11 protein-coding genes are annotated in these 18,346 nt (G+C 55.2%); 7 read left to right on the forward strand and 4 right to left on the reverse strand.

Annotation, left to right across the window (positions count from 1 at the left end; translation table 11 throughout):
- Nucleotides 1-339 precede the first annotated feature (339 nt).
- The 5 genes from RBB63_RS11905 (at nt 340) to RBB63_RS11925 (ending at nt 8,789) form a co-directional block, all read left to right on the forward strand.
- Nucleotides 340-1,971 carry a sigma-54 interaction domain-containing protein gene (locus tag RBB63_RS11905; RefSeq protein ID WP_309384465.1) on the forward strand — a complete coding sequence of 544 codons (1,632 nt, stop codon included), beginning with the start codon at nt 340-342 and terminating at the stop codon, nt 1,969-1,971.
- Between the two features lie 196 nt (nt 1,972-2,167).
- On the forward strand, nt 2,168-3,055 hold the full coding sequence (locus RBB63_RS11910; RefSeq protein WP_309384467.1) for an NAD(P)-dependent oxidoreductase: 888 nt from the start codon (nt 2,168-2,170) through the stop codon (nt 3,053-3,055).
- 4 nt (nt 3,056-3,059) lie between these two features.
- Nucleotides 3,060-3,803, forward strand: a complete 744-nt coding sequence (locus RBB63_RS11915; protein ID WP_309384469.1) for an alpha/beta hydrolase family protein — start codon at nt 3,060-3,062, stop codon at nt 3,801-3,803.
- Nucleotides 3,804-4,027: 224 nt separating this feature from the next.
- Nucleotides 4,028-8,077 (forward strand): hypothetical protein, encoded by a 4,050-nt coding sequence (locus tag RBB63_RS11920; RefSeq protein WP_309384471.1) that lies wholly within the window; start codon nt 4,028-4,030, stop codon nt 8,075-8,077.
- Nucleotides 8,078-8,081: 4 nt separating this feature from the next.
- Nucleotides 8,082-8,789 (forward strand): hypothetical protein, encoded by a 708-nt coding sequence (locus RBB63_RS11925; protein WP_309384473.1) that lies wholly within the window; start codon nt 8,082-8,084, stop codon nt 8,787-8,789.
- Nucleotides 8,790-8,856: 67 nt separating this feature from the next.
- Here the strand turns inward: RBB63_RS11925 and RBB63_RS11930 are convergent, their stop codons facing one another.
- Both RBB63_RS11930 and uvrA read right to left on the reverse strand, forming a co-directional pair.
- Complete coding sequence (locus RBB63_RS11930; protein ID WP_309384475.1) at nt 8,857-10,440, reverse strand: sialate O-acetylesterase; 1,584 nt, start codon at nt 10,438-10,440, stop codon at nt 8,857-8,859.
- 46 nt (nt 10,441-10,486) lie between these two features.
- Nucleotides 10,487-13,306 (reverse strand): excinuclease ABC subunit UvrA, encoded by a 2,820-nt coding sequence (gene uvrA / locus RBB63_RS11935; protein ID WP_309384477.1) that lies wholly within the window; start codon nt 13,304-13,306, stop codon nt 10,487-10,489.
- 123 nt (nt 13,307-13,429) lie between these two features.
- On the opposite strand from uvrA, the gene RBB63_RS11940 reads away from it, so the two are divergent.
- The gene (locus RBB63_RS11940; protein WP_309384480.1) at nt 13,430-13,711 is read left to right on the forward strand and encodes a glutaredoxin family protein; all 282 of its coding nucleotides are present in this window, start codon (nt 13,430-13,432) and stop codon (nt 13,709-13,711) included.
- A gap of 566 nt (nt 13,712-14,277) precedes the next feature.
- Entirely contained in the window at nt 14,278-15,471 is a 1,194-nt protein-coding gene (locus RBB63_RS11945) for an AI-2E family transporter (protein ID WP_309384482.1), read from the forward strand.
- Nucleotides 15,472-15,630: 159 nt separating this feature from the next.
- Here the strand turns inward: RBB63_RS11945 and pheA are convergent, their stop codons facing one another.
- Both pheA and RBB63_RS11955 read right to left on the reverse strand, forming a co-directional pair.
- On the reverse strand, nt 15,631-16,695 hold the full coding sequence (pheA, locus tag RBB63_RS11950) for a prephenate dehydratase (RefSeq protein ID WP_309384484.1): 1,065 nt from the start codon (nt 16,693-16,695) through the stop codon (nt 15,631-15,633).
- Between the two features lie 83 nt (nt 16,696-16,778).
- Entirely contained in the window at nt 16,779-18,197 is a 1,419-nt protein-coding gene (locus tag RBB63_RS11955; RefSeq protein ID WP_309384485.1) for a cryptochrome/photolyase family protein, read from the reverse strand.
- Nucleotides 18,198-18,346: the final 149 nt, after the last annotated feature.

Raw genomic sequence — 18,346 nt, forward strand, 5'->3', positions numbered from 1 at the left:
CCCATCTTTACGGTTGCGCAAACTACTGTAGAACAAATGGATAAAAATTTATTTTCTAAATTTAACGATTTCTAGGTCGCCAAAATCCGAGCCAATTTTCCGACATTTACGTTATGCGTAGGCCCGAATCCTACGTAAATGTAGGAGCCCTAACGTCATTAAAATTCGTTTTTTGAGGGTCAAACTTCAGTAGAAAACCGAATGCTATAAATTTGATTCATACCCTCTGAAGTGTATCCCCCGAACAAGCACTTCATCTACTTAAACGAGCCGTTAAACTCTCTTATACATTAAGTATCCTGCATGTCTCGGCGCCCTATAAGCTATGTAATGACGGAAATGACAGATACAGTAGAAGTAGACTGCCACGAATCCGGATGCGCCTTGTCCCGCGAAGGGCCAACCTTGGAAATGCTCAACCATTCCACGGGGATTAGCTGTCGCTCGATCCAGGAGCTGAGCCTCCTCTTCGCAATCAGCCAAACCCTCGAAAAAAGTTTCGACTTAACCGACATCGTCAAGCCCGTCCTCAAGCGCATGCAGGACTTCATGGGTCTGGAGCGCGGCACGATTGCGGTCATCAACCGCGATACTGGCGAATTTGTGCTTTCCGAGGCTATAGGTATTCCCCGTGAAGTGAAGCCCGATGAGTATCTGGAGTTCACTAGCAGCCAGTTAGAGAAAGTCGTGGCAACCAAAGAACCGGTAGTCGTCGCCGACATCACGCGCTGGGCCATTAACAATGGCGCTGCCCACGCGATCCTTGAAAAGCTGAACCTAACTGAAGGCGTCGGACTCATTTGCGTGCCCCTTAAATTTGAAGACGACGTCATTGGCACGCTCAGCATCGAGCGCCGTCGCAACCGCAACTACGGCTTTGAGGCTGATCTGCGTTTGCTGTCGATGATCAGCTCGATCATTGCACAAGCCGCGCGCTTACGCCAAGACGCCGCCGAACAGATCCAAAGTCTGCGCGCAGAGAACGACCGCCTCCAAGCAGAGATCGCCAACAACTTCCGCCCCACGGGCATGATTGGAAATTCCGCCGAAATGCGTGGCGTTTATTTTCATATCGAGCAAGTCGCCACCAGCGTGACCACGGTTTTAATCCGTGGCGAAAGCGGCACTGGTAAGGAGCTCGTCGCCAAGGCGCTCCACGAAAAGAGCCCGCGCAGCAAGCGGCCGTTTGTGAAGTTTAACTGCGCCGCCCTACCCGACTCTATTATAGAAAGCGAATTGTTTGGCCACGAGAAAGGCGCCTTCACCGGCGCACTCGCCATGCGCAAGGGGCGCTTCGAAACCGCCCACGGCGGCACGATCTTCCTCGACGAAATTGGTGACATCTCGCCAACCACTCAAGTCAAGCTCCTCCGCGTTTTGCAAGAAAAGGAATTCGAGCGCGTGGGTAGCCAGGAGACCATTCACACCGACGTACGCGTCATCGCCGCGACCAGTCGCAACCTTGAGCAGATGATTGCCGACGGCACGTTCCGCGAGGACTTGTATTACCGCTTAAATGTGTTCCCGGTTTACATGCCGCCACTGCGCAGCCGTAAGTGCGACATTCTCCTGCTTTGCGATCACTTCATTGAAAAGTATTCACGTCAAATGGGCTCCAAGCCAGCCCGTATTTCCTCCGCCGCTATAGATTTGCTCATGAGCTATCACTGGCCCGGAAATGTCCGCGAGTTGGAGAACTGCATCGAGCGCGCCGTCATTCTCGCAAAGGGGCAATCCGTCAAAGCCCATCACTTGCCGCCCACTCTCTATAAGAAAGACGCCAAGGAGAGCGCCGCTGTCGCCACGCTTGAGGAGTCCGTCCAAGCATTAGAGCGCGAGTTGATCGTCGACGCCCTGAAGGAAACCGGCAGTAACATGGCCGAAGCTGCGCGACGCCTGGGCCTGACCGAGCGCAAGATCGGTCTACGCGTTCAGAAATACAGCATCTGTCTGGATCATTACCGTGGCTGAGCGCCGCTCGTAGTCCTTCGCCTCAAATTCTTGGAATCATTTTATTTCACACATTATTCTATCAATTATGCGGCGCCCGAAAGCGTTGATGTAAAAACGTCGAATTTTTGAGAAGACGCAGTTGTGCTCCGGCGCGAGTTGCGTAAGGTGGAATCCTGAATTCAAAACAGCGTAACCCCAACTCAAATTTTGACGTATGAAGGATAAGAAAATTGGAATCGTCGGCCTTGGTCGCATGGGCGGCAACATGGCTCGTTGCCTCAACGATAAAGGCTACGACGTAGCAGAAGTTTACGACATCAATGCTGAGACAAGTCGTGCACTGGCAAATGAAGTCGGCGCCAACGCGGCTGCAACTCTCGCGGACGTAACCGCTGGCTCCGACATCATCTTAACTGTCGTGACCAATGATGCAGCGATGGACTCCATTTTCTACGGTGAAGATAACCTTTTCACCAACGCTAAAGGCAAGTTGTTCATCAATTGCGCCACCCTGACCCCTGCCATTCAGGAGAAGCTGGCCGCCGCCGCTGAACACATTGGCGCCGATTGCCTCGAAGCATGTATGGCGTCATCGATCCCACAGGCGCGCAATGGAGAGCTCTTCCTGATGATTGGTGGCAAGGAATCCGTGTTCAACGCCGTAAAACCACTCTTGGATGACTTGAGCAAAGCGCTGCACCTGGTTGGCCCAGTGGGTAAAGCATCCGAGGTCAAGGCGCTCGTCAATATGGTCATGAATATCAACACTGCGGCTTTGGCTGAAGGATTGGGCATTGGGCAAGCGCTGGGTCTCGATCTAAAAATGCTGTGCGACATTTTCAGTCAAACCGGCGCCAATTCCCGTGTATTGGAGACCGACGCTGCCGACATGATCGACCGCGACCACGATTGCTTCTTCTCCGCTGCACATGCCGCGAAGGACTCCGGAATCGCGCTCGCGCTGGCCGAGGCCCAAGGCATCACTGCGCCATTGGCCCAAGCCACCCTCAATCAGTACCAGAAGATGATTGAATTGGGGCTGGGAGAGCTGGATAAATCCGGCATCGCGGAGTTGACTTTCCAAGGACGTAGCCTTGGCTAGAGCGATGGAATTCGCATTAAAAAACGCCAGTGGCGAAACCCTCGACTATACATTTCAGCCTGGCCAGGGGGAGATCAAGCCCGACTGGCTGATCGTGTTGGGGCACGGCGTTACCGGCAACAAAGACCGCCCAGTCATCACCGCCACTGCTCAAGCGCTCAACGAGGCTGGTTTTGCGACTTTGGCGATCACTTTTTCGGGCAATGGAAATTCAGAGGGCGATTTCCGCGAGGCCACCATCTCCAAGGCGGCCGCTGATTTACAATCAGTCATCGATGTCGTCTCACAGGAGTATGCCCACATTGGCTACGTCGGGCACAGCATGGGTTGCGCCGTGGGCGTAATCGAGACAGCCCGCGATGAACGTATTGAGGCGCTCGTGTCGTTGGCTGGCATGGTCGACGCCCGCACCTTTGCCCAAACGGAATTCCGCGATGTAACGCCCGACGAAGGCCTCATGTGGGATGACCCAGCTTGCCCACTTTCGAAGGCTTTTATGGACGACTTGTGCGAGACCGTCGGCAGCGTGCTCCCGCAAGCCAAGGCAATCACCATTCCCTGGCTGCTTTTGCATGGAACTGCGGACGACGTCGTGCTTCCTCGTGACACAGAATCGGTGGTCATCCTGAAAGGCAACGCTGTAAAGGCCGTCCTCATGGACGGCGCCGATCACAGTTTCACCTCCCCTGCACACATGCAATTGGCGACCAAGGCCGTCGCCAACTGGTTTACAGAACTCGTCAAGTAGGCGTTCCACAGCAGATCAAACTTGATATTGGGAACCGTTTCGGCGGATTCAGCAGCATACACTAATCCGCGATATCATGCTACGAATCCGTCATTAATCGATTGATCTAAATTGCGAGCATAAACTGTCTGGTAAAATATCTAATCAAGCGTAAGATATGAATTTTCTCGACTTAATCACTTATGTGATCTTAAATGAGAGTCATACCCACCCCCACCCCATACATGTCTCAGAAAGAAAATCGGACTTTTCCGAACGCTTCGCCTGGTTTCGCCCTCATCATTGCCTTGAGTTTGATGGCGCTGATGGTGCTGCTAACAGTTAGTGTCTCCACGATGGTTCAAGTGGAACTATCAAGTAGCACTCACCGCAAAAACGAAGACATTGCGCGGATGAATGCGCTCTACGGCATGCAGGTGGCGCTAGGAGAGTTGCAGCAGTTGACAGGCCCCGACCAACGAGCCACGGCGCCAGCCACAACGGTATTTCCCAACAGCTCGACGACGCCGAGCATGTTGCAGCTGCATGGAGACTATGCGGAAAATCGCTTCGGCTACTCAACCGTGCTCACTCCCGATGGCCGCGATGCTTACGACGCCGCAATAAAAACCTGGTGGGAAAACAAGAACCCGCATTGGGTCGGCGTCTGGGACTCCACCCGTGACCAAGGTGTATCCGACCGTGACCAACTGCCCAAATGGTTGGTCAGTGGCAACGAGCGTTTCAACATCAATTTAGCGGACGTCTACCCCAACGGCTACCTGACGCCGGATATGGATCAGGCGACTTTGGACAGCCTCTATGGTTCGGAAAATTTCGTGTATGTCGTCGATGAAGGGAGCGCCATGGACCTCGTCGAGTCAACGAGTGGCTACGACGGACGCGTGCGCGTGCTGAAGCAGGAGGTCGTGGATGCGCAGGGTTTACAGTCTGGAAACTTTGCGTATTGGGTAGGAGACGAAAGCTTGAAAGCAAACTTTGCCGTCCGCGATCCGTTTTACGACGAGACCAACCGCAGCTCACGCGATTACCGGAATCGTCTGCTGACGCCACAGCGCGTCGGCTGGGAAAATATTACCGGTTTTGAAATTGTCGGCAGTGAAGTAGATGGCGCCCCCTCCCCCAACGATCCGCGCTTGGAGATGCTCAGCTCAAGCAGCCAAATTTCCCTCATGGACGCCGATGGCAATCTGGTCGATCCGGTGCGTGAAAACTTCCACAACCTTACCGCGTATTCCAAAAGCCTGTTGACCGACCCAGTCAACGGCGGCCTGAAGAAGGACCTCACCGTATATTTTGAAGAAGGACAGGGAGCTACCAATGGGTATATCAGTGACAACAACCCAATTCCCAACCCAAATGATGCCGATCCTTTCGGCTACGCCAACGACCTGCGCCTGGGAAACCATAATGCGGGCTTCCCCGGCTCCGACGCCAACATCCCGACCTGGGGACAGTTAAAAGAATGGTATGACACCGAAGGCACCGAAACTCAAGCCATCGAAGTCAATGAGGACTTCGCGCCAGTGGTGACCTACGTCCGCATGTTCATTGGGTTTTCCTATGATTTTCTCGCCGCAGATGCGCACATAACCATGCACTTTCTCCCGACGATTGTAGTCTGGAATCCATATGACGCTCCACTGGAAGAAACAAGCTACGAACTCGATATTTCATACCCAATGATTTTCGAGCACTTCATGGTCGCGACCCCTGTCGAATTGATCGATTCCCCACACGGCGGAAGTGGCGCGGTAATGTATTACAACTCACTGGGTCAACCAACCACCAAAGATGACCCAGACGCCACCGAAAAGTATTTTGTTCACGAACTGACTTATCTGCTAAGTAGTGATGGCGACGTAGTCGACGATAGCTTGGAGAATGATAGCGACAACTACTACTTTGGACAACCGATGTATACGTTCTCTCCATGGGGCGGCAACAACAGCACCACTGACATCACCTTGCGCTTCAAAGCCAAGTTTGAACCCGGAGAAAACTTGATTTTCAGTGTTAATGGGGGAAGCGCAAAAGCTGATTTGAATGAAAGCGAGGGTAAGATTTACATCGATGTCGAAAATCTCTTTTTAGACGATAAGCCTGACTCCGCCACCATAGAGGTATTTAAATTTGTCAAATCTCCTGGGATTAATGGCAACAACATGAAGTGGATTTCCGGCCTCAACGGTCTGCAGCATCACTACGGCATTGAGCTCCGTAAAAGCAGCGGCGAGACACTCTATGAAGCGGAGAAGTTTGGCTACATGCAAAGCCAGTATACCCAAACCAACATCATCAATGGCCGTAGCAGCAGCTTGATACTTTCGCCCAATAAATACGATAAAGTAGACCGACTCGCAAACAACATCGGCGACTGGCGTAAGCTTCACGATTCTAAAACTGCACTGCGCAACGATGTAGGCAGCACCACGGACAACAAGAACAAGAAGAGCAACGACATGGACTCACCAGTCTTTGCTCTTGGCCAGGCTTACCTGCTTCCGTTCGGCACTATTTACACCGACCCCTTTGACCACCACCGTTATGTCGACCAAACGTTCCGCCACATGGCGACTCACAATATGAACGCCCGTTACCCGAGTGTGCATCCTTTGGTCGACGAAGACCGGGGCATCTTCTCACAGAATAACGACGACGGTTTCGGTAAATTCAAATACGGCATGGGCGACTCTATTCGCACCTGGAATAATACTGCTCACGTTGGGCTCCCCTGGGACGACAACCTCAGCGAATACAACATCGAGAGCGATGTGTTCAATGGCTCCAGCTTAATCAGCTATCGCTTTCCCCTCCCCGAATCCACCGAAGTCGCCGGCGCGTCCGATCTGCCCATGCGCCTCGTGCGGCGTCCGGACTCAGAGCTGGTTTCTCTCGGGCAGCTACAGCAGGTCAACCTGTCGCCATTTCTCTGGCAACCCGCCTTTCCTATCGGGAATGCCGAGGCCAGTCCCTACGTGGATCGCGAGTTGATGGCCGGCATCGAAAACCACCACATTTACACCAGTACCAGCAGTGGCCTACGCACCGTGCCCAATGATTCGGAAAACATGATGATCGACATGTCCTACCTGCTCAATGACTCGCTGTGGGACCATTACTTCCTATCGACAATTCCGCAAACCGGCAGCCTCACAATCGACGATACCCCAGACTGGCCCAATAGCCGACACCGCGTCAGTGATCCCAACGTATCTGAGGATGAACTGCGCGATTTCGACACCGCCGCCGCTCATCTCTACAATGTTGGCGCACTGAATGTGAACAGCACCTCCGTCGAAGCCTGGAAGAGCTTACTGTCCGGATTCCGCGACTTACAGATTCAGGGCGAAAGCGAATACAACCCAGACGACACTGTGCCGATTTCCAGAACGCTCACGCCACTGGATGACCCCATTTCATTCACCTTCAGTGAAGATGGCACAAACGGCGATGACTTCGGCGCAGTCGATTCGCTGCGCGACTATTATCAGCTCTTGGCAGGCTTTCGCTATTTGGACGACGCCATGATCCAGACCCTCGCCGAGCGCATCGTTGACGAAGTCCGCCTGCGCGGGCCATTCCTTTCAATGTCAGACTTTGTCAACCGACGTCTGGACGCGCCTGACCGATCCGGCGGTGATGCCTGGCTGTCCGCTAGGACCAGCAAGGGCAATGGCCGGGAGGACTACCTCCTTGGCCACATCGATACCAGCTACGACCCAATGGTCGGCATCAGCGGCATCAACGGAGCACTCCAGCGGGCCATTAATTTGAGTGGCATCAACGGTGGCGTTAATTACCCGCAAGACTCAGAGACCAACGCCGAACTAAGCACCCGCGCCATTGACCGGGCCTATGGCCTGTGGCCTCAATTGCCCACGGCTTATCAGGCGACGGGCGATTTCTACAACATTGATTCCTCACTCCACTACTACCTGGACATGGAGCACATCAGCGGCACGCCAGCCGGCGAGTTCGGCCAACTCATGTCCCACCTTCCTGGCTTTGTGACGCAAGGGGATTTACTATCCATGATTGGGCCTGCCCTGACCACGCGCGGCGACACCTTCATCATACGTTCCTACGGAGACAGCGTGAACCAACTGACCGGCGATGTCGAATTTCAGGCTTGGCTGGAAGCTGTCGTGCAACGAATGGTGGACCCCATCGAAGACACCGACGGAGATTTCGAGCCGGACATTGGAGCGACCAACGACGGGCGTCGATACCGCATCATCGCCCTGCGCTGGCTAACTGACGACGAAGTTTAAACACATGAAATTGCTTGTTACCCTATTCACCGCCCTACTCCTCGCGTCACCCTGGACCTTTGCTCAATCAGCGAGAGACAAAAATCCAACCCTCAGTCTGGAAGTCATCTACGCGTTTAATCCGGAAAACCCGCCGCCTCAGTTTTTCTATCGCAACCTCGAAGGCGAATACTCGCCGCTCTCCGTTTCGTTTATGGCGCGAGGCAATCCCAATCCCGTTCCCCGCAATTCACCCTTGGTCCTTTATCGTGAGGTCAATCAGGACGGCCAAACCATCAAATCGCCAGCGCTGCAAATCCCCCTGCCCATCAATGATGATCAGGCCATGCTGTTCTTTTATCTGGATCAGAATTCCAAGGTGCAATTTAAGCTGATCGAAGACGCGCCAAACCGGCATACCGGCGGCAGCTTGCGCGTCGTAAACCTCACCCAACAAGAAATCGCTTGCCTCATTGGTAAGGAGCAAGTGCGCCTCGGCCCCTTTAAAGATGAAGTGAAAAACGTCATGAGCGGCAAGCAACGCTTCTCATTTGCCTTTGCTTTGCTCGAACCTGAGCCTTACAAGTCGCCCGTCAAAGTGTTGCCAATGCGCTCAACGGACCAGCGATTGTTGATCATCTTTTCGTATCAACTGAGAAGCGTCAAAGGTGAAGGCGGCAGAACGAGCAAAGTGCTCGTCCCCGATGCTACCCGCATGTATGACAAGGTATAGAAAAAGCGGCCTCAACTGAGACCGCTTCTTCATGGTTGAAACCTAAAAGTAAACGCCTAAACGACGCTTACCACTCATCTGTGCGGAAGGGGGTTACCGGCAGCCCATTGCGGTCTTGTAGATTGACCACCGGGTTCATTGCCCAGCCATAGCGAACGGCAACCGGCTCTGCCACCGACTCGCTCCACACCCGCACCTTGTCCTTGCCGATGATTTCCGCATCGGCCCAGACAAATTGCTTATCCTCCCCCGCAATCGCGAAGCCAACCACCTCTTGAGTGTCAAAGGAATATAAACCTTGGGAGATGTGATCAAAAGTCACTTCAATCGCCTTTGGTTTAACCGGCGCGACAGAATCACTGGGATCAGTTTCCGAATCGGCGTCTTCGACTTCCGGCTGCTCAAGCTCCACAACTTCCATCGAAGCATACTGTGGGCTGCGGTAGGCAATGTCGTAGCCGTAGTCATTGGCCAGAGCCCAGCGAGCCAGGCGATTGGCAACGTCCTGCTTGTTGCGCGGATGGATGTCACGCCCTTCACCAATGTCGATGATCACGGCCATGCCAGAATTCTCGAGCGAATCCATTGTCTTGGTCTGGGCTTCGCGAATCAGCGGCCAACCGCCTTCGCTAGGGGCATCCTGCTCATTACTGAAGTCCGCCAGTTGCACATAGTAAAACGGAAAGTCGCCTTGATCCCACTGCTCACGGAAATTGCCCACCATCAGATTAATCAAATCCTCATACGTTTCATAGCGTCCGGAATTTGATTCGCCCTGATACCAGATCATGCCGCGAATGCCGTAGCCTACGAGGGGTAACACGCCGCCGTTGTAGATGTTGCCCGGACGGTGTTGGTTGTAACGCGGATCGCTTGGCCAACGCGGATGTCTGCCGGATTCCCCGTTCGCTTTGTACCGAGCCAGTTCCTCTTGATATTCTGCGATCTTCTCTTGATGAATTTCATCGGTGTATTCCGCAGCCTTCTGATCGTGATTCGCGATGTAGGAAGCAAACTGCTCATCCTGCTCCAAGAGTTCACGGGGAACCCACGCCTCAGCGGAAGAACCACCCCAAGCATTGTGAATGAGGCCAACTGGCACATCTAATGTCTGGTGAATACGACGACCGAAAAAGTAGCCTACCGCTGAAAAATTGCCAACTGTCTCCGGGGAACAAACCTCCCATGTCGCGTCAATATTATCCTGCGGTTCCTGGGTGCCTACGCGCGGCAAGCTGAGCAGCCGGATTTCGGGATAGTTGGCGGACAGAACTTCCACCTCCTTGTTGTTCGTGTTGTTGACAATCCACTGCATGTTGGACTGGCCGGAGCAGACCCAAACTTCGCCGATTAGGATATCCTTCAACACAACTTCATTGTTACCCTGAATCACCATTTCAAATGGACCGCCAGCAGCCATCGGCTCCAACTCAACACGCCAGTCACCGTCCGCATCCGCTTCGGTTTCCTTGCTTTGACCGTTAAAGCTAACCGTAACTTTTTCGCCAGGATCCGCCTTGCCCCAAATGGGGTCCACTTGGTCCCGTTGCAAAACCATATGGTCGCTGAACAAGTTCGGCAGCGTGACGTCCGCCGAAACTAAATTACACGTAAGTAGTAACAAGACTAACTTCAGGGTTAGGTATTTCATGTTAGACTACCCAAAACCGATTTTGGCCCGTTGACCAATCAAAATCTTACAGATATCGCCCAGTCAGCGACTCGTCGCACTTTATTAGTCCAGCTGGTTTTCCCTGATAGACAAGATTGCCGCCATTGACGCCTCCACCCGGCCCAAGCTCGATCACCCAGTCCGCCAGCTTAATCACATCACTGTGGTGCTCGATCAGGATAATCGTGTTGCCCGCCTCGCGTAGCTGGAATAGCAGGTCTAAGAGCTTTTGCACGTCTTCCCAATGCAGGCCCGTGGTCGGCTCATCGAGCAAGTAAAGTGTCTCGCCCTGCTGTCGCTTGGCCAACTCCAAAGATAGCTTAATGCGCTGCGCTTCACCGCCAGAAAGCGTATTCGCCGACTGCCCCAGCTTCACGTAGCCTAAGCCCACTGCAGACAACGTTTGCAAGCGCTCGTGAACCTTTGGGATGTTTTTAAAGAGCGCCATCGCCTCATCTACAGTCATCTCCAGCGCCTCGGCAATGTTCACGCCCTTGAAGCGCACCTCCAGCGTCTCACGGTTGTAGCGCTGGCCATGGCAGCTCGGGCACTCCACGAACACATCGCCGAGGAACTGCATATCCAGCTTGATCTGACCGTCGCCCTGGCAACGCTCACACCGCCCGCCGCGCACGTTGAAGCTGAAACGGCTCGCCTTATAGCCGCGCACTTTGGATAAAGGCGCCTTCGCATACAGATCGCGTAGATGGTCGAAGATCTTGGTGTACGTTGCGGGATTCGAGCGCGGGCTGCGGCCAATCGGCGACTGGTCAACGCGGATCACACTCTTAAAATTATCCAACCCGTCGATGCCATCATGTGCCCCAGGGATTTGCTTGGCGCCGTTCAATTTCCACGCTGCCGCTTGCGCGAGAATATCGTTCACCAGCGTGCTTTTGCCCGAGCCTGAAACCCCACAAACCACGGTCAACAGTTTCAGGGGAAAGCCAACATTGAGCCCGCGCAAGTTGTGTTCACGCGCATTGAGCACCGTCAGGCGTCCGTAGTCGGCATTGCGGTCTTTCACGTCCTTCATCAGCTTCCGCTTGCCGGACAGATAAGGGCCAGTGCGTGATTTCGAGTGCGTCTCGCATTCCTTCGGCGTACCTTCAAAAATGATCTCCCCACCGTGCGCGCCAGCGCCAGGTCCCAGCTCGATCAGCCAGTCCGCTTCGCGCATCGTGGCCTCGTCGTGTTCGACGACGACGACAGCGTTGCCGCGGTTACGCATATCGAGCATGGTCTGGATCAGCTTCTCGTTGTCATGTGGATGCAGGCCAATGCTCGGCTCATCGAGCACATAGCAAACGCCCACGAGCCCCATGCCAAGCTGCGTCGCGAGCCTTACACGCTGCGCTTCACCGCCGGAAAGCGTCGCATAGGAGCGATCCAGCGTCATGTAGTTCAGTCCCACTTCTTCGAGGAAGCCCAGGCGCTGTTCCAAACCAATGACCGCCTCGCGCGCAGGCTTCAGTTGATCATCATTCAATAAGCTTTGCGATACAAAGCTTCGCGCGTCACCGATGCTTTGCGATAGAAAGTCCGTGAAGCGCTTGCCCTTTACCAGCACATTACGCGCGCGGGCATTGAGTCGTTGGCCGTAACAACTCGGGCACTCGGACGCCACTTGATAGGCGAGCAAACGCGCGCGCAGGCCGTCGCTGGATGTCTCACGGCGTATGTCGTCAAGCAGGTCCATGACGCCATTCCACGGCAAGGCTTCAGGCGCGGCGTTGCCTTTCTTGAGCTTAAAGCTGAACAGCCGTTCGCCCGTTCCACCGAGAATCTCGTCGCGTGTCTCATGCGGCAACTCTTCCCAGGCTACAGTTGGGTCGAAAGGCATTTGCTCGGCCAGTTGCTTGAGAATCGCGTTGTGCTTAATGATCATTGCCTTTGAGCCCAGGCGGAGCGGTTTGATCGCGCCCTTCTTTACGGACTTCGTTGGGTCAGGCACGAGCAGTTGCTCGTTGAACTGGCGCGTCTGCCCCACCCCGCCACAGGTTTCGCAAGCGCCCTCGGGGTGGTTCCACGAAAAGTGACGCGGCGTGAGCGGATCGTAAACCACGCCCGACTTCGAGCCCGCCAACGCACGGCTGAGGCGGATTTCTTTCCACGGCGCATCGCGGTTTTCCTGAGCCAAAACGAGCGCACGGTCCTGTCCTTCATGGAAAGTCAATTCGAGCGAGTCGGCAATGCGCGAACGCTGGTCTTCGCGCAACACAATGCGATCGACGATGACCTCCAATTCCAATTCGCCGGGCTGACTCGGGAACTTCTCGGCGTCATTGAGCTCATAAATGGTCCCGGCAATACGCACGCGCTGAAAGCCCTTTTGCCGCAGGTGAGGAATCTCCTCGCGGATGACGGAAGCGCGGGCCGTCATCAGCGGCGCCAACAGCATGAGGCGCGAATTATCCGGCTCTTGATACACACGGCGAATGCAGTCGTCGAGCGAACGACGTTCGATTTTGCCGCCGTCGATGGGGTCAAATTGCTCGCCGCAAACGGACCACAACAGGCGCGCGTAATCGGCGATTTCGGTGACCGTCGCCACCGTGCTGCGCGGGTTGGCGCCAGCGGCGGCGCGCTGCTCAATCGCCACGACGGGCGACAGGCCATGGATGAAATCCACCTCGGGCCGCTTGACCTGCTCCAGCAACTGACGGGCTCGCGTCGACAAGCTTTCCACATACTTGCGATACCCCTCGGCGTAGAGCGTGTCGAAGGCCAGCGAGGATTTGCCCGAACCGCTCACGCCCGTGACGACCACCAACTTGTCACGCGGGATGCGCAGCTCCAAATTGCGGAGGTTGTGTTCGCGGGCGCCTTTGATGTGGATGTCCATAAAGCGCTCCATCCTTGACCGCCAACTTACGCTTGTCGAGTGTTTGCACACCCTGGAATCCGAAGTCGAAAAATCCGATTAGGGTTGCCAGCCAAGGGGTTGCGGGATTGGAATAGTATCATAATGAAACCCATCCTATACATCAAGCCAGGCTGCCCCTGGTGCAACGAGGCACTCTCATACTTCCAACAACACGGTGTCGACTTGGATGTGCGCGATGTAACCCGCAGCCGCAGCAACATGCAGCGGATGATCGAAATCAGCGGCCAATCGCTCACGCCCACTTTCGAATACGGTGACTTCGTGGTGGCGGATTTCAGCGTTGATGAATTCATCGACGAGGTCGCCGAAGAACCCGAAGTGCGCCGCCGCCTCGGACTCGCTGATCATCTGGAAGACGATTGATTCGCCCCGGATAAGACGATTACCCACATCGGAACGAGTTGGAGTCGCGCCTACAGGCCTGCGCCTCCCACGTACGGCTGATCTAGAAACGACTACAGCACTTTTCATCTAGATTGGCCGATCAGGCCGCAGTGATTTTTCGTGTTCAGCAAGGCGGCTTAAGCGTCGCAGGCTGGAAGCCTGTGAGCGAAAAGCCAACAACGCTGGCGCGGAAAAGCACTCGGTTTAGGGCTTGGGGACAGATTGGAAGTTCGCGGCGTTGGCATTTCAATCACGGGCTTCCAGCCCGCTCAATCAAAGCCGCCTTGCGCTGCATCCAATCTCTACCCCACCTGAATCGGCCAATCTAGATGAAAAGTGCTCTAGGCAGCTCGATGAGCAGCTTTATGTTGGCCTTTGCCGACGCTTACAATCGTAGCGCCATCTTGTAATGGCGACGAGACAACTTGGCGGATAATATTAGCCAATACGACTCCATACACAGCAAAAATGAGGTCGCGTCCTGTAACGACACTTCGAATAGGGCTCGCCACTGGCCATCATTCCATCTCTAATCCGGATCATTCATGACTGACGACGCTGCTACCAAGCGACTCCTCTCTCCGACACAACGTAAGATCGTTGGCGCCGGGTTAACTGTGCTTGCACTCGTTGTCGTGCTCGGCGCGGCATATGGGATTTTCATGCTGATGCGCAGCTTCGTGAACACCTTTAGCGATGTGCTGCTGCCATTGGCGCTGGCGGCGATCCTCGCCACCCTGTTGCGGCCCATTGTGCATTTCTTCGAAACCAGGCTCAAGCTCAGCCGCGTGAAAAGCATTGGCCTGCTCTTTGCCCTAGTGCTGCTGGTCATGGTCGGCCTCACATCCTACGCCGTGCCTGTGATCTTCAAGCAAAGCATCGAGCTGATCGACAGCGCCCCAAAACTCGCGAGCAACGTCGTCGATTTCGCATCCGAAAAAGCGCCCTGGCTCAAAGACTGGATTGCGGAAAAAACTGGCGGCGAGCCCATTGACGTGCTGATCAAAAACTTCGTCAGCGAACACAGCTCCAGCATCAAAACGGCGGTCGAGCAAATGCTGAAAACACTTGGCACCGCCGGCAATATCATCGTGGGGTTATTTGCCAAAATCGCGGCCTACGCCGTCGTGCCAGTCTACCTGTTTTACCTGCTCGACAGTCAGCGCGACAAGTGGAGCGATATCGAATCACAGCTCTCGTTCGTCGAGCCGAAGTGGCGCGAAGACATCATGTTTCTGATCAAGCAGTTCGTGGACATTCTGGTGTCGTTCTTCCGCGGGCAAATTTTAATCGGGATGATCCTCTCGGTGTTGTTCGCCATCGGCTTTGGCTTGAGCGGCCTTAAGTTTGCGATCCTGCTCGGCATCATGGTCGGCCTCGGCAACATCGTCCCCTACCTCGGCACGATACTCGGCGTCGGCGTCGTGCTGCCGCTGGCGTTTTTCCAGACTGGCGGCGGCTGGCCTACGGTCGGTTTCTGCGTGCTGACGTTCGCCGTGGTGCAAGTCGTCCAGGACTACGTGCTCACGCCGAAAATCATGGGTGACAAAACCGGCATGGGCCCGATGCTGATCATCTTCTCAATTTTCTTCTGGGGCACCGCGCTCGGCGGTATCCTCGGCATGATCATGGCCATCCCGCTGACCGCGTTCTTCCTCGTCTTCTGGCGCTTGGCGCGGGAAAAGTATTTGCCGAAACTACTTAGCTCCATGAAGGCGGATGACGAGGCGGTGGCGTAGCCTGCCAAAATCGCTCAATATAAGCTTCGCCTGCTCACGGTTGGAGTCCCGCCTTCAGGCGGTGCAATTTCTTAACCGGAAAACGCACGGACTCGCCTTTTTCACCAATAGACGGGCTCACCTAATGACGCCGCAAGGGATGCGTGACACCTTGCCCGATCAGTCCTTCACCGGATAGCTGCCGAGCCACTTCACCAGCGGGCAACTCACCTTGAGCTCGGTGACGGCGGCTTGGACCGCTTCGTCGTGCCAGTGACCGTCGATGTCGATGTAGAACAGGTAATCCCAAGCCTTGCGACGGCTGGGGCGCGACTCGATCTTCGTCATGTTGATGCCGCGAGAGCTGAAGGGGCGAATCGCTTTTTCCAAGGCGCCTGGCTCGTCGTTAATCGATAAAATGAGGCTCGTGCGGTCGTGACCAGTCCCCTCGCCCACGGCTTCGCGCCCAAGGACCAAAAAGCGCGTCACGCTGTTGGCGACGTCCTGGATGTTGCGCTTGATCACGGGCACACCGTACTTCTCGGCGGCAAGCTCGCTCGCGATGGCGGCGACGCCCTCTTGATCACCAGCTAACTTGACCGCCTGTGCGGTGCTGTCGGCGTCGATCTGGGTGGCGTGCGGCAAGTGACGCGCCAGCCAGTCCCGACATTGCGCGAGGGCTTGGTCCTTGGAGTGTACTTCCTTGATCTCTTCGATCGGCGAATTGGAAATCAGGCAATGCTCGATGGACAGGTAAATCTGGTTAATGATCGTCAAATCTGTTTCCGCGAGCATATCCATCGAGTGGCTGACTACGCCACCGGTGGAGTTCTCAATCGGAATGACGCCATGATGCGCCTCACCTTTTTCCACGGCGGCAAAGACGTCCGGTATCGTGGCCATCGGCTCATACTTCGGTTGACCGCCGAAATTCTTGCGCGCGGCCTGCTCCGTGTAGGTCGCCTCCGGCCCCAAGTAAGCGATCGTCAACGGCTCCTCCAGCGCGATCATCGCGGAGATGATTTCGCGGTAGATCGCGCGCATGCCAGCCTCGGACAGCGGCCCAGTGTTGACTTGCGACAGCTTGCGCATCAGCGCCTCTTCGCGGCCCGGGTGATAGATCGGCAAGCCCGCCTCCAGCTTCACCTGCGCCACTTCGTGCGCCAAACGAAAGCGTTCGTTCAGCTTGGCGATGATTTCGCGGTCGATGGCGTCGATTTTTTCACGGACGGGCGTAAGATCCATGGAGGCACGATACGCGGTCCACGCTGTGGGGAAAGGGAAAAATAACGCCTGCCTTCAAACGCCCTTTCGGCAGCGACAGGAGCCTACTTCGAGCGCAGCGCTTTGAGCTTTTCGTAGGCTTGGAGTGCGCGGTTGCGGCCACGCTTGTGGTCGACGATGGGCGCAGGGTAATCTCGGCCAATCACCACGCCACCCAATTGATCCAGCCCGGCTTCCCAAGGCTCGTGAATTTTTCCGTCAGCTACCGGCCGCAGCTCGGGAACCCATTCACGGACGTAGTCGCCATTGAGATCAAATTTCTGCCCCTGCAGGATCGGATTAAACACACGGAAATACGGCGCAGCGTCGGCGCCACAACCCGCGCTCCATTGCCAGCCTTGGGTGTTGTTCGCGAGGTCGGCGTCGACCAGCGTATCCCAGAACCAACGCGCACCTTCCTGCCAGGGAATCAGCAGGTGCTTGACCAGCAGCGAGGCGACGATCATGCGCACGCGGTTGTGCATCCAACCAGTTGCCCAAAGTTGCCGCATACCGGCGTCGATGATCGGGTAGCCCGTCTCGCCCTTTTGCCAAGCGCGGAGGAGCTTTTCGTCCATCTCCCAGGGAAAGTGATTGAACTCCTCGCGCAGCGGGTCCGTCGGCAAATGCGGCCAATGATACAGCAGATGATGCGAAAACTCACGCCAGCCAATTTCGGACAGAAATTTACGGCCGCCCTTGGTTCCATCCGAGTCATGCCGGTCAAACGCGGCAAAGACTTCACGCGGACCAATTTGCCCGAAGTGCAAGTACGGCGAAAGGCGCGAAGTGGCGTCCTCCGCCGGAAAGTCACGGCCTTGCGTGTAGCCGGAGGCGCCGCTGGCGGCGAGCTTGCCGAGGCGTTGATGCGCGGCGGCGGCAGTCGGGGTCCAGTAATCGTAAAAGCCAGTGTCCCACTTAATTTTCGGCAGGAGCTGTAGAGCTTCCAGTTCAAGCGAATTCGGCCACTGCTTGGGAACTTTGGCCTGGCGTATATCCACGCTGACCGGTGGCGGCGTATCCAGCTTCAAGCAGTGCTTCCAATAAGGCGTAAAAACCTGAAACGGCTTGCCTGACTGGTTCTTGATTTCCCACGGCTCATGCACGAGGGCGGCGTTGAAGCTTTTAACCTCGAAGTCATCTTGAGTCAGGGCCTCCTTGATTTGCTTGTCACGCTTGATGACCTCCGGCTCATAACGGCGATTCCAAAAAACGGCCTCGGCGCCAGTATCTTGGAGTAGCTGTTTCAAGACATCGCCAGACTTTCCTTGCCGAATGACCAGCCGCAAATCGTAGTCCGCCAGCTGTTCGGCCAAGTCTTTCAGTGCATGGTGCAGCCACCATTTAGAAGCGCCGCCAAACGACCACTGCCCCTCCCCTTTTTCGTCATAAATAAAGACCGGAACGACCGGCTCACCACGCTCGATGGCAGCCTGCAAAGCGGGGTTGTCTTTGAGGCGAAGATCCTGGCGAAACCATACCAAGCTGGGTGAAGATGTTGGGGACGACACAAGGCATTAAAAGTAAAACTACGCCTGAGCGCAAATGAGCCAGGCAGATTTTAGAAGTGCATTTTATTCAGCCATATCACCCACGCCGCGACCAGGCACAATAGAATGCCTCCGATGGTTAG

This window comes from Cerasicoccus frondis (assembly GCA_031296915.1).
GTDB lineage: Bacteria > Verrucomicrobiota > Verrucomicrobiia > Opitutales > Cerasicoccaceae > Cerasicoccus > Cerasicoccus frondis.

Excerpts from the sequence above, each read along its gene's own strand:
- RBB63_RS11905 (WP_309384465.1), top strand. The coding sequence starts at position 340 with ATGACAGATACAGTAGAAGTAGACTGCCACGAATCCGGATGCGCCTTG.
- RBB63_RS11910 (WP_309384467.1), top strand. The coding sequence starts at position 2,168 with ATGAAGGATAAGAAAATTGGAATCGTCGGCCTTGGTCGCATGGGCGGC.
- RBB63_RS11915 (WP_309384469.1), top strand. The coding sequence starts at position 3,060 with ATGGAATTCGCATTAAAAAACGCCAGTGGCGAAACCCTCGACTATACA.
- RBB63_RS11920 (WP_309384471.1), top strand. The coding sequence starts at position 4,028 with ATGTCTCAGAAAGAAAATCGGACTTTTCCGAACGCTTCGCCTGGTTTC.
- RBB63_RS11925 (WP_309384473.1), top strand. The coding sequence starts at position 8,082 with ATGAAATTGCTTGTTACCCTATTCACCGCCCTACTCCTCGCGTCACCC.
- RBB63_RS11930 (WP_309384475.1), bottom strand. The coding sequence starts at position 10,440 with ATGAAATACCTAACCCTGAAGTTAGTCTTGTTACTACTTACGTGTAAT.
- uvrA (WP_309384477.1), bottom strand. The coding sequence starts at position 13,306 with ATGGACATCCACATCAAAGGCGCCCGCGAACACAACCTCCGCAATTTG.
- RBB63_RS11940 (WP_309384480.1), top strand. The coding sequence starts at position 13,430 with ATGAAACCCATCCTATACATCAAGCCAGGCTGCCCCTGGTGCAACGAG.
- RBB63_RS11945 (WP_309384482.1), top strand. The coding sequence starts at position 14,278 with ATGACTGACGACGCTGCTACCAAGCGACTCCTCTCTCCGACACAACGT.
- pheA (WP_309384484.1), bottom strand. The coding sequence starts at position 16,695 with ATGGATCTTACGCCCGTCCGTGAAAAAATCGACGCCATCGACCGCGAA.